The 16,279-nt window shown below is 69.4% G+C and carries 3 protein-coding genes (1 of these 3 cut by a window edge); all 3 read left to right on the top strand.

Annotated elements, in window-relative coordinates; translation table 11 throughout:
- Tightly spaced (each overlapping or abutting the next), the 3 genes in view from ATO6_RS11490 to ATO6_RS11480 form a layout consistent with a single transcriptional unit that may run on beyond the window.
- On the top strand, positions 1-12,282 hold the final stretch of the coding sequence (locus tag ATO6_RS11490; protein WP_141101973.1) for an Ig-like domain-containing protein. It extends 20,514 nt beyond the left edge of the window; only the last 12,282 of its 32,796 coding nucleotides appear in the window; the start codon falls outside the window, past its left edge; it ends in the stop codon at positions 12,280-12,282.
- Positions 12,279-14,141 (top strand): HlyD family efflux transporter periplasmic adaptor subunit, encoded by a 1,863-nt coding sequence (locus ATO6_RS11485; protein ID WP_088624139.1) that lies wholly within the window; start codon positions 12,279-12,281, stop codon positions 14,139-14,141. The genes ATO6_RS11490 and ATO6_RS11485 overlap by 4 nt, the downstream gene beginning before the upstream one ends.
- Positions 14,138-16,279, top strand: coding sequence for an HlyD family efflux transporter periplasmic adaptor subunit (locus ATO6_RS11480; RefSeq protein WP_141101972.1), 2,142 nt, complete (start codon positions 14,138-14,140; stop codon positions 16,277-16,279). The genes ATO6_RS11485 and ATO6_RS11480 overlap by 4 nt, the downstream gene beginning before the upstream one ends.

Here is a 16,279-nt window from a genome sequence, read left to right as displayed (position 1 = left end):
CCCGAGGCGGGCTTTACCGGTGCCGCGCAGATCGTCCTGATCGCCGACGACGGCTGGTCCGCCTCGCGCGTCGAGATCCCGGTTCAGGTGACCAACCCCGCGCTGACCGGCATCGACATCGTCACCCGCGTGCCCCGGATCGCCATCGGCGAAAGCTTCCCGCTGCGCTTCTCGGCCAGCTTCGCCGACGGGGCGACAGACGTGCCCCTGCCCGCCGATTACCTGCAGCTGTCGCTGTCGGACACCACCGTCGCGCGGCTGACCGATGACGGGCAGGTTCTGGGCCTGGCCGACGGCACCACGACCCTGATCGCCCGGCGCGGCAACACCACCGCCGTCACGGTGCTGCAGGTCGGCGAACAGAGCGAAGTGACCAGCTTCCTGTCCTTCCTCGACTTCCAGCCGATCCCGGCCGCCGTCACGGTCGAGGCGGGCGGCGGCACACAGCAGATCCGCGTGCTCGATCCCGGCGGCGAGGCGCCCGACCCCGAGGACGGCGCCCTGCCCGCCTTCTACAGCTCGGATGCCTCGGTCGCCGCCGTCGACGCGAACGGGAACGTGACCGGCGGCCGCGCCGGGACGGCGCAGATCACGATCATCTGGCAGGGGACGGAACAGATCGTCGACGTGATGGTCGCCGCCGCGGCCGCCTCGGGCAGCGAGGTCGGCGCCGAGGGCGGCGTGATCCGCAATGCCGAGGGCTACGAGGTGCTGATCCCGCCGGGTGCGCTGTTCGCGCCGCTGAACGCCGGGATCACCGCCATCGGCCCCGAGGAACTGGACATTCCGCGCATCCCTGACGGGTTCGGCTTCGAGTTCGGGGCGGCCTTCGATCTCGATCTCGACGACCGGCCGCTCGGCGAACCGGTGCAGCTTGCCATCCCGACCGGATTCCAGGAAGGCGACCGGGTCGTGTTCCACAAGCAGGCGCTGCTGCCGACCGCCGAAGGCTGGGTCTGGGGATGGGAGGAAGTCGCCACCGGTGTCGTCGGCGCGGATGGCAAGGCGCGCACGGTCTCGCTGACCGGTGAAGGGCTCTATGCCAACTTCAAGGCGTCGGTGTCCCGGATCCGGTCCGAAGGCGTCCAGACCGTCAACGGACAGGTGCAGGTCGCCCGTCCGCAGGCGGATGCGCCCTTCGCCGGGATGGTGGCCGGGTTCGGCGGCACCCATGTGGGCGGCCGCGTCAACGGCGATTTCGTCAGTCTGAACGTGCCGACCGGCCAGACCGACGTGCACGTAAGCCGGATCACCCCGAGCGGCATCGCGCAGGGCGAAACGGTGGAAATCCAGTATACCCCGCTGGGGCCGCTGGTCGACTTCGTGGTGTCGATGGCCAGCTTTGCCGACGGGCTGGGACAACAGAGCTCGCCGTCGATCCAGCGCGTGCAGGTCACGCGCAAGCCGAACAGCCCGGTCGTGGTGACGCTGCGCGGATCGAATTTCAGGACCCAGACCCCGGCCAACCCGTCATCGGATGTGAAGACCCAGACCGGCGACACCGGTTCGACCTGGGTGGTCTATGGCAGCGTCGAGGACGCCGACGTCGCCACCCTGCGCGCCCGGATCGAGGGGCTCATGGCCTCGGGCGACACCGACACCAACGAAATCCGCCTCGCCAACGGAGCGGTGGTCGTCAAGGTCAATGTCACGTCCGAGGAGTCGGGGTTCGAAGTCATCGAACTGGTCGGCGTGCCCAAGGGCGCGTCGCTGGGCGGCAGCACCGTCCGGGTGTTGCGGTTCGATCCGGCGATCCGGCCCTTCACGGCCGAGAACCCGCCCCCGCCCACGATCTCGGCCGGCATCGCCAAGGACACATACCGCGGCCTCGGCTATGCGGCGTCCAACGAGGTGACGATCGGCAACAACGGCAAGGCCACGGTCGCCATCGTGCAGGACGGCCCGCTCAACAATGCGCTCGGGACACGGATCGCAAGTGCCGGGGTCGACCGGCTGGTGCTGATCGAACGGGACGACACGGGCTCGGACATACCGGCCCCCGTTCTGGAAATCCCGATCGGTCATCTGGACGGCGACGGCAACACGATCACCGAAAAGGGTCAGGCGCTGCCTCGCAACCTCGTGACGCTCGCCTCGGCCAACCTGGCCTTCGTGACCCTGCAGCGGGCCGGAGGTGTCGCGGTTGTCGACCTCGTGGCCGGGGGCCAGATCGACGTCGACAACAAGCTGGACAACAACGTCACCGCGTTCATCAAGCTGGGGCCGCTGGACGCGAACGGGGATCCGACCACGGCACAGCCCTTCGACCTCGTGCTGGATCCGACCAACCGGTTCCTGCTGGTCAACGACTACAACACCAACGCGATCTACATCATCCAGCTGACCAAGGGCGAAAACCAGTACAAGGTTGTCCACACCGCCTATTATGGCGAAAGCGGATACGGCGGTCGGGGCATGGCCTTTACCCCCGACGGAAGCCAGTTGATCCTGACCCAGACCAAGGGATCGGTGTTCGAAGGTCAGGGTCAGGGCCGTGTCCTGATCTACGACATGCCGCCCCTGCGGGAATTCCTGCTGCATCAGACAAAGCCGCTTCCCGCCGCACGGCAGGCCCATGGCGACAAGCTGGATTCCCTGTTCAGCGAGTCGAACCAGGTGCTGCGGCTGGAGAACGTCACGCAGTCCTCCAACGGTGAAGCGATCGGCTCGACCCTGCCGCTGAGGCACCCGTGGGACGTGCAGGCCGTCACGAATTTCCAGGGCGAGGCCAGCGTCATCGTCACGGACAAGTCGGCGCGTCAGGGCGCGAACGGCGTGGTCGTGCTGCGCCGCACGGCGGACGGCTGGATCGTTCAGGAAACCCAGAGCTTCTCGCTCGAACCGGACCGGATCGTCGGCGATCTGCAATCGGACATCGGGTTCCGCCTGCAGACCTTCTACGACACGCTTGCACTGAATGACGCGTCGGGGATCGCCCTGTCGCCGGATCTGAAATTCGCCTTCATCATGGGGCAGAACCGGTTCGTCGAACAGGATCACGAACGGGATCCGGATTACGAACCCGCGTTCTTCGACAGCGTGCGGGTGCAGGAGATCTATCAACCCGGCAGCGCGATCGGCGTCATCGCGGATCCGTTCGGCAACTACCCCGATATCGAAACCGAGGTCCTCGGCATCCTGCGCCCGATCACCGGCGCCTTCGGCACCGGGGTCGCGATCTCGGGCGACGCGCGCACGCTCTACGGCGCTTACGGATCCACCGGCCTGATCGGCGGCTACGACATCGACGCGCTGACGGCGGTGATCGAGGCCTATTCCTTCGGCGGCTCGGCAGAGATGTTCCGGCTGCCCTATCTGTACCCGTTCGACGACCTTGCGACCGTCGGGGAGAATTCAAGCGGAGGCCCGCTGACCAACCGCGCGGTCGGCTTCTTTACCCGTTCGTCGCGCGACGGGATCAACACCGACATCGACATCGCTGCGGATTACGCCATCTGGCGGACCGGCGGGGGCGACTATGTCTGGCGGAGCGAGACCGAGGCCAACGCCCCGCTCTCGACCGGCGGCCGGGTCGAGAACATCGTCAGCCAGGCGCCGTTCCTCGGACTTGTCTCGCCCACCATCGGGGACAGTGTCACCGACATCCGGCCCACCTTCAAATGGGACCTCGGGGACCGGAAATACGAAAGCAACTTCTTCCTTGCCGCGGTGCCCGCCGGACTGGGGCTGTTCCCGGACGACACCGACGACGAGACCCTGCGCAAGCTCTACGACGCGGGCTTCCGCTGGGACACTGACTTCCCGGCGATCGCCACCTCGGATGTGCCGGGCGACAGCAGCGATCTGGGCCGGCTGCTGTTCGGCGACGGCAACCGCAACCGCATCTACGCCCGCAAGTTCGAAGCGCCCGGCGCCGACGGCATGGTGTCCTTCCGCCTGCCGCCGGGGCTGGAGCTGACGCGCGGCCAGACATACTTCTGGGGCGTCGAGGTGCTGGACGGGGACAAGCGTGTCATGCGGCTGGCGGAGAGCTTCAAGCTGGCCCAGCCCGAACCGGCCTCGACCACCATCAGCAACGTCACCGTCATCACCCACGATTTCAGCCTGTTCCAGGCCGGGGGACCGACGGAAAGCGTCACCTTCACACTGGGCGAGGACATCGCCAACAACACCGGCGGCCTGCTGCTGCTGCACGATCAGCACACCGGGCTGTTCAAGTCCGCCACGCCGGGCCGCAGCCTGAACGACGGCAAGGGCGGTCCGCTGGTGCTGCTGATGGACTGGTCCGCCGAAGGATCGATCAACGACGCCGGTTTTGCCGAAGCGGCGGCCAGCGCGATGTTCGCCTCGCTCCTGCACCTGGACAGCCAGGTCGGCAGCAACCTGATGGCCGCCGACTGGCATTTCATCGGCCACGGGCGCGGTGCGGTCGTGAACTCGGAAATCGTGCAGCGGATGTTCGTCCACAAGCCGACGACCAAGAACAACGACATCCAGTTCACCACGATCGATCCGCATGACGGCGTGGACCTGACCAAGAACCTGCCGGTCAAGGCCTACCTGGACGGCCTCGCGACCGCGTCGGGGGTGCTTGCGCTCGGCACTGTCGCGATCAACCCGGCGGTGGCCAAGGCGCTTCAGAAGGTGGGCGCGGCGGCCAAGAAGCTGGGCCGGTTCGCAAACCTGATCGGCTGGGCGAGGCTCGACTGGTCCGACTTCAAGGATCCGGATGTCCGGATCTGGGATGGCGTCGACTTTGCCGACAACTACTACCAGCGGGTCCCGCAGGAGATTCCGTCCTACGATTCCGCGCTCAAGACGTTCGGCATCGACAAGATCCCCGTCCTGAACCTGGCTTTCGTGACCAATCCCAACCAGTTCAGCCTGACGGTCTATGGCCGCGCACTGGCCGAAGCGGACATCAACAAGCGCCTGACCGGCCTGCCCGGTTTCATCGAGGACGACGCGTGGCCAGGTCTCGACCTCGGCGCGCTCGGCGAACTGGCGATCGGATGGGGCACCGCGCACAACCGCGCGCTCGGCTGGTACGGCGGCACGGCGGATGTGAACCGCCAGACGTATTCCGTGGCCGGCAGCGACGAGGATCCGATTTGGCGGTCGCTCTATCACTACGACCGGATCATGGGCCCGACCTCGGCGCTCGGGGTGCTGTCGCGGTTCTACAGCGACACATCACCGGCCCGGCTCAATCCCCGATCGTGGTACATCGCCCGCGAATTCGAGGAGAAGGTCAAGTTCGGCACCGTGACCGGCCCGGACGCGCGCGGGCTGAGCCAGTTCAGCCCCTATGTCGACCGCAGCCCGTGGGAAGGCATCGGCACCGGCTGGTTCTATTCGAAACTGGGTGGCGGATCGGCGTTCCGCCCGGTGCGCGAAGGTCTGGTGCGCCCGGATGCCAGCACGATCTCGAACACCGAGATCGGCAACAACGACAGCCCCGTGCCGGTGATCTTCAACGGCGACTTCCAGAGCTCGTTCCGACCGATCTACGGCCGCTTCATCATGCCGTTCGGCAGCGACGCGCATGGCTACGAGTTGCCCGGCTGGGGACTGCAGGGCGGATCCGGCGGTTTCATGCAGGCCTGGAACGGCATGGCGCTGGACATCTACTGGAACAGCCTTGCGCTTGGCGATGCGGGCGACAACGCGGCCCAGAACATCTTCAACACGGTCAAGACCTCGATCATCGGCATCTTCCGCAACATCACGCTGCTCAGCCGGTCCAAGCTGCTCACCGTCCTGTCCGAAAACCTCGACGCCCGCGCATTCCTCAAGTTCTTCGAGGCCGAACTGCGTCCCGCCCTGTTCGAGGGCTGGCTCGACGGCGAAATCACCATCGCGGACTACCAGTTCCTGCGCGACAAGATCCGCAAGGACTACGCGCAGCGCAGCTTCAAGGACGCGTTCAACCCCACGTGGGCCGAAGCGCTCGGGGCGGACGACAAAAAGGCGCTGAGCCCCGGCAAGCAGTTCACGCGGGCCCTGCTGGAAACGCTGCTTCCGACCATGATCAGCTGGGTTCAGGCCAACCTGCTCGACATGTCGCTGCTGATCGGCTCGGACGCCCTGTTGAAGCGGGAACAGACCTCTGACCGGTTCTACATGCCTAGCGATCAGAAATCCCTGAGCTTCACCGTGAAGTTTCCCGAGATCTTCGCCGGCGTGAACGACGGCAGCCTGCAGGTCGTCTTCACCCCCATGGACGGCGAGGCCAAGATCCTCCCGCAGGTCGGCGGAGGCGAGACGATCTCCCTCGGCCAGATGAGCCGGACTCCGACCCGTGTGACCGTCGACACCTCCGGCGTCGCCGGGTCGGCGGGCACGCTGACGTTCAAGTATATCGGGACGCGGGCCAATGCCGTCTCGATCGACAATATCGGGACCGGCGGGCTGGTCGTGACCGACGACAGCGGCGACAACAACGACGGCCAGCTGTTCTTCGACACCAATTTCAACGGCAACAACACCGATTCCAACCGCAGCGGGCTGGAGGCGATCGCCCGCGAAACGAACGGCGTCTTTGTCGACGGCCACAACCGCAACCGCGTGATCCTTGCCAACCACGGCTCCACGGCCTCGCGGTTCCGCATCGAAACCGCCGAGGGCGGCCTGCCGTCGTGGGTGTCGCTGCGTCGGACGGTCGCGACCGCGAACACCCGGTCGATCAACCCGGAATCCCAGCACACGCCGAACACGGACGCGATCAGCGGCGCGCTGGCGATCGAAGGCACGCAGTCCGAGGCCATGACCATAGGTGTCAACCAGCGGATCGCGCTGGAGATCTCGACCGCCTTCCCGCTGGAAGAGCTGCGCAAGATGGCCGAGGCGGGTATCATCTCGACATCGTTCGACATCGTCGAGCTGGGTGCCGACGGATCAGAGAAATCGCGGCGCGAGATCGAAATCCATTACGTCCTCGACATCGGAGACGACAGCACCATCGACGGCATCCTGCGCTTCGCCCCGGTGCAGGAGGGCAAGAGCGCGGCGTTCACCGTCAAGGGAACCGCCCAGTTCGACGCCACCATCGAAGGCTTCGACAGCTCCGCCGGCAGCCGCTCGCGGACGTCGACGTGGTTCACGCTGAACTCCGCCGCCGCCAGTGCCGTGGACAAGGCCCTGACCTTCGCCCCGAAAAAGCTGCAGCCGGTCTTTCCGAATGTCCCGGCCTACGCGAATCTGAAGCTGACCAACGGCAGGTCCGAGATCGGCACGATCCGGATCGACACGCGGGCGTTCCGCGAACACAAGCTCGATCCCAACATGGATCAGATCGACCATATGCTGACGCTGCTGCGCGACAGCTACGGCACCGACACCTTCCGTGGCGCCGAGCTCGGCAGTTCCGCCGATGGCCTGATCGCACTGGTGGCCCACCTCTACGACCCGATATTGAACCAGCTGCCTGAAAGCGGCGGCGCCGGTCTGCCCGAGCCCTATCACCTCAGGATCGAAGCGGGGCTGCTGAAGGGCCTGAAAGCGGGGCTGGGTGCATTTGTCGACGCCGACCTGCTGGAACTCTCCGAACATGCGTTCCGCGACAAGGTCTACATCAACCCGATCCTCGACAGCCTCAAGGTGCCCGAGGCGACGGCCGGTGTTGCCTGGTTCCAGGGCAATCGCACGGTCTTCGATCCCGCGCCCCGAGCGACCACCGAACTCGACGCCGACCGCGCGACGTTCGGCGGGCTGGTCAATGCGGATGCCCCCTTTGTCCTGCGCGACGATCTGACCGATGCGCAGATCCTCGCCCGCCTGCGCGCCGCGCTGAACCTCAAGACCTCGGACCTGACCGACATCACCGTGCCGATCGACGCGGCCATCCGCAGCCTTGCCTATGACGTGCAGGCCGAACGGACACGCCCGAACACCACAGTCTCGTGGGAAAACACCCTCCTCGACCTCGGCGAGCGGATCGGTCTGACCGTGGCGCATGAATGGCTGCACACCCTCGGCCTGATGGACGAATACGCCACGGACGGCTCCGCGATGCCCGAGGGCGATGCGGGTTCGATCATGGCGAAACCCTTCTCGACCGTGATCAGCGAGCGCCAGAAGAAGCTGATCGCACTCGCGCTCGGCGACAGCGCCAACGCACCGACCGTGGCCGAGGCGCGTGAGCTGGCGACGTGGTATATCGACCTTGCCAGAAAACGGCAGGACATCGACGGCGACCGGGTCTCGGCCCCCGGCAACCCGGCGCCCTCCGGTGGCCCGTTCCGGAACGGCAGTTTCGACATCGCCGATGGCGAGGATGCCGGATTCGGCTGGGCCCTTTCGGGGACCGCCGCGGTGACCGGCGGCACGCTGACCCTTGGAGAAGGCGTGCCGACGGATGGCGGCGCACGGCAGGACTTCACGCTTGAACCCGGTCAGGGCACCCTGACGATCCGCCTCCGCCCCACGCTTGTCGCCAACACCGGCGCCACCCCGCAGGACGCGTTCGAAATCGCACTGGCCACGTGGGACCAGACCGGTTCCACCCCCCTCAATCCGCTGGCCATGACCCATGCCGACGCCGCCTTTAACCTGCAAAGCGACGGCACGGTCCTGCGCGGCGCGGGTGTCGCGGTGGCCGGGCTGGGGCCCGACGGCAAGGCAATCGCGGGAGAGGTGCTGACCCTGCGTTTCGACCTCTCCGCCGTGCCGGCCGAGACGGTGACGAGCCTCTGGCTGGACCTGATCGGATCGGGCGCGACCGACTCCGAGGTCGAAATCCTCGACGTGGCGCTTGGCGCTGCGACCAACCGGGCGCCGGTGGCTCTGCCCGACGCCGCCACCACTCTGCCGGACACCGCCGCGGAAATCGCGCTGTTCGACAATGACAGCGACCCGGACGGCGATACCCTGACCGGGCGGGTGATCTCGGGCCCGGCGAACGGCTCCGTGACGCTGGACGCCTCGGGCGGCGCGATCTACACCCCCGATGAGGGCTTCACCGGCACCGACAGCTTCACCTACGCGGTCAGCGACGGGGAATTCGAAAGCGCAGCCGCGACCGTCACGATCACCGTCGCGGCCCCGCAGACCGATCCGGTCGCCCGCGCCGACACCGCCTCCGTCGCCGCAGGTGCTTCGGTCGTCATCGCGGTGCTCGACAACGACACCGACCCGCAGGGTGATCCGCTGACCGTCCTGCTGGTCAGCCCGCCCGCCAACGGCACGGCCGTCGTCCAGGCCGACGGCACGGTGCTCTACACACCGAACGCCGGCTATACCGGCCCCGACCTCTTCACCTACCGCGCGAGCGACGGCAGCACCGCCAGCGATGTGGCCACGGTGTCGGTCAGCGTGCTTCAGGTCGCCAACGGCCGGCCCGTGACCAGCGGCGACTCGGCCGCCACGGTCCAGGGCCAGCCGGTCATCATCGACGTGCTGGCCAACGATACCGACCCCGAGGGCGATCCCCTGACCCCCGAGGTCATCGAAACGCCCGGCCACGGCACCGTCACCGTCGGCGCGGACGGTCGCCTCACCTACACGCCGAACGCGGGTTTCACCGGCACCGACACCTTCACCTACCTCGCCCGCGACGCCAGCGGGCAGAGCACACCGGCCACCGTGACCGTGACCGTCACGAAACCCAGCCGTCCGGACGCGGTCGACGATGCCGCCACCGTCGTCGCGGGCCAGAGCGTCATCATCGACGTGCTGGCCAATGACACGGACCCCGAGGGCGATCCGCTCACCCCCGAGGTCGCGCAGCCCCCGGCCAACGGCACCGTCACCGTCGGCGCGGACGGCCGCCTCACCTACACGCCGGACGCGGGCTTCTCCGGCACCGACACCTTCACCTACGTCGCCCGCGACGCCAGCGGCCAGAGCGCCCCGGCCACCGTGACGGTGACCGTCACGGAACCCAGCCGTCCGGACGCGGTCGACGATGCCGCCACCGTCGTCGCGGGCCAGAGCGTCATCATCGACGTGCTGGCCAACGACACGGACCCCGAGGGCGATCCCCTGACCCCCGAGATCGCGCAGACCCCCGCCAACGGCACCGTCACCGTCGGCACCGACGGCCGCCTCACCTACACGCCGGACGCGGGTTTCACCGGCACCGACACCTTCACCTACCTCGCCCGCGACGCCAGCGGTCAGAGCACCCCGGCCACCGTAACGGTGACCGTCACCCTGCCCCCGCTCACCATCGCCAACCCCGGCCCGCTGGCCGTGGCCGAGGGCGATACGCTGACGACCTCGCTCGCCGCTTCGGCTGGCAACGCCCCGGTCGCCGCGACGTTTACACTGCTCTCGGGCCCGGCAGGCGCCACGCTGGCCGCGGACGGGGCGCTGAGCCTTGCCGCCACCGACGGACCCGCCACCGTCACACTGACCGTGGAGGCGACGCTGCCGGACGGGCGCAAGGCCACGCGCGACCTGACCGTCGAGGTCACCGATGTCGCCCCGACCGGCGACCTGACCCTGCCCGCCGGCGCGCGGGCCGGGATTGCCCAGACCATCGCCTTCACGCTGGCCGATCCCGGTGACGACACGGTCACCGCGATCATCGTCACATGGGGCGACGGTCGCACATCGACGCTCGCCCCCGACGCCCGGACGGCCAGCCACGTGTGGGAGAACGCGGGCGATGTCACCGTCACGGTCGAGGCCATCGACGAGGACGGCCGTCACCTGCTGGACAGCGCGCCCCTGACCGTGCTCGCCGCGCCGCTGCTGGTCACGCAGATCACCGGCAGCCCGACGGCCATCGACATCACCTTCAACGGGCCGGTCGCCGTCGGACCGCTGAACCTCTACGGCCCCGCCACGCCGGGGCCCGCGCCGGACGTCACCGTCACCGCCCCCGACGGCTCCACCGTGCGTGGTTCGCTGGTCGTGATGTCCGAGACCCGTCTGCGCTTCCTGCCGACCACGCGGCTGGCGGCGGGCGACTACGGGATCGAGATCGCCTCGGGCGGGACCGCCCTGACGGGCCCGCTCGGCGATCTGGACGGCAATGCCGACGGCACACCCGGCGACAGCCACGGCGCGACGGTCACGATCGGGGCCGACGGTGCGGTGATCGCCATCGCCGATGCGCTGGCCGCACCGGGCCAGAGCTTTGTCGGCCCCGACGGGCTGGCCGGCCTGCCGATCCGCTTCGACAGCGACGGTGGGCTGCGGGAACTGGTGTTCGACATCTTTGCCGATCCCGCCGCCGTCGAGGTCGACGACCTGCGTGAAATCGCCCCCGGCATGACCGTGTCGCGCACCTCGGTCACCGAGAACGGCGTGACGCGGGACCGGGTGACGGTGTCCTTCGCCACCCCGCTGGCGGCGGGCGAACACCTGCTGATGCGCCTGATCGGACGGACCGCCAGCGCGATGACCTACGGCGCGGACGGGCGGATCGGGTTGTCGGTGGTCTCGGTCAACGGCAGCGCCGTGACCGGCGGGGCCGAGGCGGTGCACGTCGGGATCCGACCCGGCGACTACAATGCCGACGGCACGGTCGACGCCGCCGACGATGCCGCGCTGGACCGGGTTCTGTCGGGGCTCGACACCGGGCTTGCCGCCTTCCCGCGGATCGACCCGACCCGGCTGACCACCACCCCGGCCACGCCCCCGGCCACCGGCAGCGGTGCGTCCGGCGGTGGTGGCGGCGGCGGCGGTGTCTCGCTGTCGGGCGGCGGTGGCTTCTCGGCGCCGGGCGGCGGTGGCGTCAGCATGGCCGGCGGTGCGGGCGGCGCTCTCTTCGGCGGCGGCGGTGCCGGCGGGTTCATCAACATCGCCTATGTCACCGGCGCGGGTCCGACGCTGGACAAGGTTCTGGGACGCTGCCTGCTCTCGGACGCCGATTTCCCCGACGACCTGCGGGCCGAACTGGAGGCGCTGACCGGCGCCGAGGACGGCCAGCGCATCTGTGCGCTGAGCGACGAGGTGCTGGAAGCCTTCGACATCCTGCCGGACCGAAAGCAGCTCAAGCTGCCCGACAGCGATCCCGAGGGACGGCCCGTCGTCTCCATGCAGATGTGGTGCGGCGCGGACCTGCCCGACGCACTTGCCGACCGCCTGACCGGCCTGCTGAGCGGACGGCAATCGGCCCCGGCGGGCGGATGGTGCGTCATCACCCTGACGCCACTCACGCCGCTCGGCCGGGCGCCTGCCGCAGCCGATGCCACGGACGCGACGGAGCCCGCGCAGGATACGGCGGCGGTCGAGACCTCGATGGCCGAGGTCGCGGCCTTCCCGCTCTTCGCCGCCGCGGCCGCGTCGCAGCGCCCCGCGACGCAGCGCGACCGCAACGGCAGGCGCGGCGGACCGGACAGCTGGGGCACCGACAGGATCCCGGCTGAATGATGACGGCCGAGCAGACCGACGCCGGCCCGGACCCGGCACGCGATGGCGACGAAGCCGCGTGGAGCGTCTTTCTGGACCCCTCCGGCCCGCCGGCCTTCGTCGAGGCATGGTTCTCCCTGCTCTGCCGCGACCTCGGCGGGATCAGCCGGGCCATCCTGCTGCTCGAAACGACCGAGGGCAGCCTCGCCCCCGCCGCCCGCCATCCGCGCGGCCCGGCCCCGCCCGCCCCCGAGGACGAGGAAACCGCGCTGAAATCCGCCGTGGCCGAAGCACGGGAAAATCGCACCGCGGCAGTCAGGTCCGCAGGCGGCGACCGGCGCGTGGTCGCCCTGCCCGTGGCGCCCGCCGGGCGGGCCGAAGCGGTGGTCGCCCTTGTGGTGCCGTCGGCCATGCTCAGCCGCACCGTCCGCCGGGCCCAGTGGGGCATGGGCTGGCTGCACAGCCTGATCGCGGAACGGGCCGCGCGGCGGGACGCGACGACGGGGGCCGGGCTGGCCGACGCCCTCGCCGTTCTGGCCGCGCTCGAGGACGGCGCCTCGCTCGAGGCGGCGCTGCGGGCGCTGGTCAATGAACTTCAGCCGCTGATCCGCGCGGACCGGGTCGGGGTGGCCCTGCTCCGCCGCGGCAGGCTCCGCCTGCGCGCCCTGTCGCAGACGGCCGAGGTCGAGCACCGCACCGACACCGCCCGCGGCCTCGTGCAGGCGATGGAAGAGGCGCGCCTGCAGCTGCGCACCGTCACCTGGCCCGACAACGGCGACACGATCGCCGTCACCGCCGCCCATGCCGCCCATGCCGCCCGCGCGGGCAGCCTCGCCCTTGTCACCGTGCCGCTCTTCGTGCGCGGAGAGCTGATCGCGGTGCTCGCCGCCGAGCGGCTGACCCCGCGCGACGGCGACGCCGCCTTCACCGAGGCCGAGCGCGCCCGGCTGGAGGACATCGCCGACCTGACCGCCCCGCATATCGGGCTGCGCCTACGCGAACACCGGATGGTGTCGGGTCGTCTGCGGGTCTGGACGGCACGGGCGATGCGGATGCTGTTCGGGGCCCGGCATCAGGGGGTCAAGGCCATCGCGCTGATGCTTGCGGCGCTTGTCGCATGGCTGTCACTGGCGCAGACCGACCTGCGCGTCACCGCGACGGGTCGCGTGCAGGGCGCCGTCAGCCGTGTCGCCACGGCGCCCTTCGACAGTTACATCGCCACCGCCCCGGTGCGCGCCGGGGACACGGTGGCGCAGGGCGAGGTGCTGGCCACGCTGGATGACCGCGACCTCAGGCTCGACCTGCTGAAATGGGAAAGCGAGCGCGCCAAGCTGATCCAGGAACGCAACGCCGCGCAGGCCGAGGGCGACCGCGCCGCGCTCAGCCAGCTGGCCGCCCGCATCGCGCGGGTCGAGGCCGAGGCCGATCTGGCCCGCAGTAGGCTGGAGCGGATCGAGATCCGGGCCCCGATGGCCGGGCTGGTGACAGAAGGCGACCTGTCCCAGCAACTGGGCGCGCCGGTCAGCCGGGGCGACGCGCTGTTCCGCATCGCCTCGGGCGAGTCCTTCCGGCTCGAAATCGAGGTGGGCGAATACGACATCGGCCTCGTCCAGCCGGGCGCGGCCGGCACGCTGGCCCTGACCGGCCTCAGCGCGCGGCAGCTCGGGTTTGAGGTCAGGCGACTTGCGCAGGTGGCCGAAACAGGCGACGGGCGCACATTCTTCCGGGTGGAGGCCGCGCTGACCGATCCGCCCGCCGACCTGCGCCCCGGCCTGCAGGGGATCGCCAAGATCGAGGCGGGCGACAGCAGCCTGCTCTACGCGATCGTGCGGCCCCTCGTCGACCGGACCCGCATCCTGCTGTGGAAGTTGCGCCCGTGAGCGAGGCGTTCCACTCCGCCCTGTGGTATCGCGTCGCCACCCTGCGTCCCGCCCTGAAGCCGGGGCTGGACATCACGCTCCACCGCTATCTCGGCCACCCGTGGTTCGTGGTGCGCGATCCGCTCGGCGCAACGCACCACCGGTTCACCGCCGAGACATGGGCGGTCGCGGGCGCGATGAGCGGTCAGGCCACGCTTGACGAGATATGGCAGGCCGCCTGCGACCGGCTCGGCGCGCGGGCACCCAGCCAGGACGATGTGGTGCAGCTGCTGATCCAGCTCTACCAGGCCGACCTGCTGGCGGGCGACACGATCCCGCTGACCGAGGAACTGGTTGAACGGATGGGAAAGCGCCGGGGCCAGAAGCGCGCGCGGTTCTGGAAGAACCCGCTGTCGATCCCCCTGCCCCTGTTCGACCCGACCCGCCTGCTGGACCTGCTGGCGCCGCTCGCGCGCGGCCCGGCCGGCTGGGTCATCGCAGCGGGATGGCTACTGCTGCTCGGCAGCGCGCTGGCCGTGCTGCCGGGAAGCTGGGAGGACCTGACCTCCAGCGGGGTGCGCGAGATCCTCGCGCTGCAGAACCTGATGCTGATCGCCGGGGTCTATGTCGTCGTCAAGGCGGTGCACGAACTGGCCCACGGTCTGGCGCTGAAACGCTACGGCGGCGAATGCCACGAGGTCGGACTTATGTTCCTCGTGTTCTACCCGGTCCCCTATCTCGACGCCTCGTCCTCGGCCGCCTTCCCGTCGAAACGGGCCCGTGCGCTGGTCGGCGGCGCGGGGATCCTCGCGGAAATCGCCATCGCCGCCGCCGCGCTGTTCATCTGGCGGGCGGCGGAACCGGGGCTGCTGCGAGACGTCGCGTGGAACGCCATGCTGATCTCGGGCTTCTCGACACTGCTGGTGAACGGCAACCCGCTGCTCAAGTTCGACGGCTATTACGTCATGTCTGACCTGATCGAGATCCCTAACCTCGCCACCCGCGCGTCGAAATGGTGGGGCGATCTGCTGAAACGCCGCCTGCTGTCCCTGCCGGTGCGCGACAGCCGCCGCGTCACGCGGTTCGAGGCGTGGGTCTTCGCGCTCTACGCCCCCGCCGCCTTCGTCTACCGTCTGCTCATCATGATCTCGATCGCGCTCTACGTGGCGGGGACCTATTTCGCGGTCGGCATGGCGCTCGCCGCGATCTCGGTCTTCCAGGGGCTGATCCTGCCCGCGGGCCGGGTGCTGAAGCACTTCTTCACCGACCTCAAGCTGATCGAGGCCCGCCCCCGCGCCACCGGCATCGGCATGGCAGTCGCCGGGGCGCTGGCGGCAGCGGTCTTTCTGATCCCCCTGCCGCTCCGGACCACGGTCGAGGGTGTCGTCTGGCTGCCGGACAATGCATGGCTCAGGGCCGGAACCGACGGCACCGTGGCCGAGGTTCTGGCACCGCCCGGCGCCCGCGTCACCGCCGGCCAGCCCGTGCTGCGGCTCGAGGATCCGGAACTGACCGCGCGACGGCGCGCCGCCGAAGCGCGTGTGACCGAGGCGCGGGCCGACCTGCGGATCGCCAGCGTCCGCGACCGGGCGGAGATCGCCATCGCGCAGGAGTCGCTGACGCAGGCGCAGGCGGAACTGGACCGGATCGCGGACCGGATCGCGGGGCTGACCCTGCATGCCGGGACGGATGGCGAGGTCGACCTGCCGCCCCCCGCCGATCTGGTCGGCCAGTGGGTCGCGCAGGGGGCGGATGTCGGACACATCCTGCCCGACCGCCCCGCGATCATCCGCGCGGTGGCCCCGGAATACCTCGCCGAACTGGTCGACGGGCGGTTCCGGGGGGCCGAGGTGCGGCTGGCCGAAACCGCGGGCACCCATGACGCCGCGCTGCTGCGCATCGTCCCCGCGGTCGAACGCTACCTGCCCAGCCCGGTGCTGGGCAGCGGCGGTGGCGGGGACATCGCGCTCGACCCCGCGGACGAGACGCAGGCGCTCGACCCGGTGATCGCGCTGGACCTCGGCGCGCCGGGGCTGCGGCCCGGCACGCGGTTCAACGGGCGCGCCTTCGTGCGGCTCGACTTCGGGACCGAACCGCTGGCCCCGCGCCTCTACCGCGCCGTGCGGCGCAGTTTCCTGCGCCATTTCGGCGGGGCCTGA

Origin of the sequence: Oceanicola sp. 22II-s10i, assembly GCF_002210105.1 — a bacterium.
In the GTDB taxonomy this organism is placed as follows: Bacteria; Pseudomonadota; Alphaproteobacteria; order Rhodobacterales; family Rhodobacteraceae; genus Pseudooceanicola.
The sequence above is the reverse complement of the archived record's forward strand: the minus strand, read 5'-3'. Positions and strand labels throughout refer to the sequence as shown.

Bases quoted from the DNA above. Each gene is read 5' to 3' on its own strand.
- ATO6_RS11485 (WP_088624139.1), top strand. From the start codon at position 12,279: ATGATGACGGCCGAGCAGACCGACGCCGGCCCGGACCCGGCACGCGAT.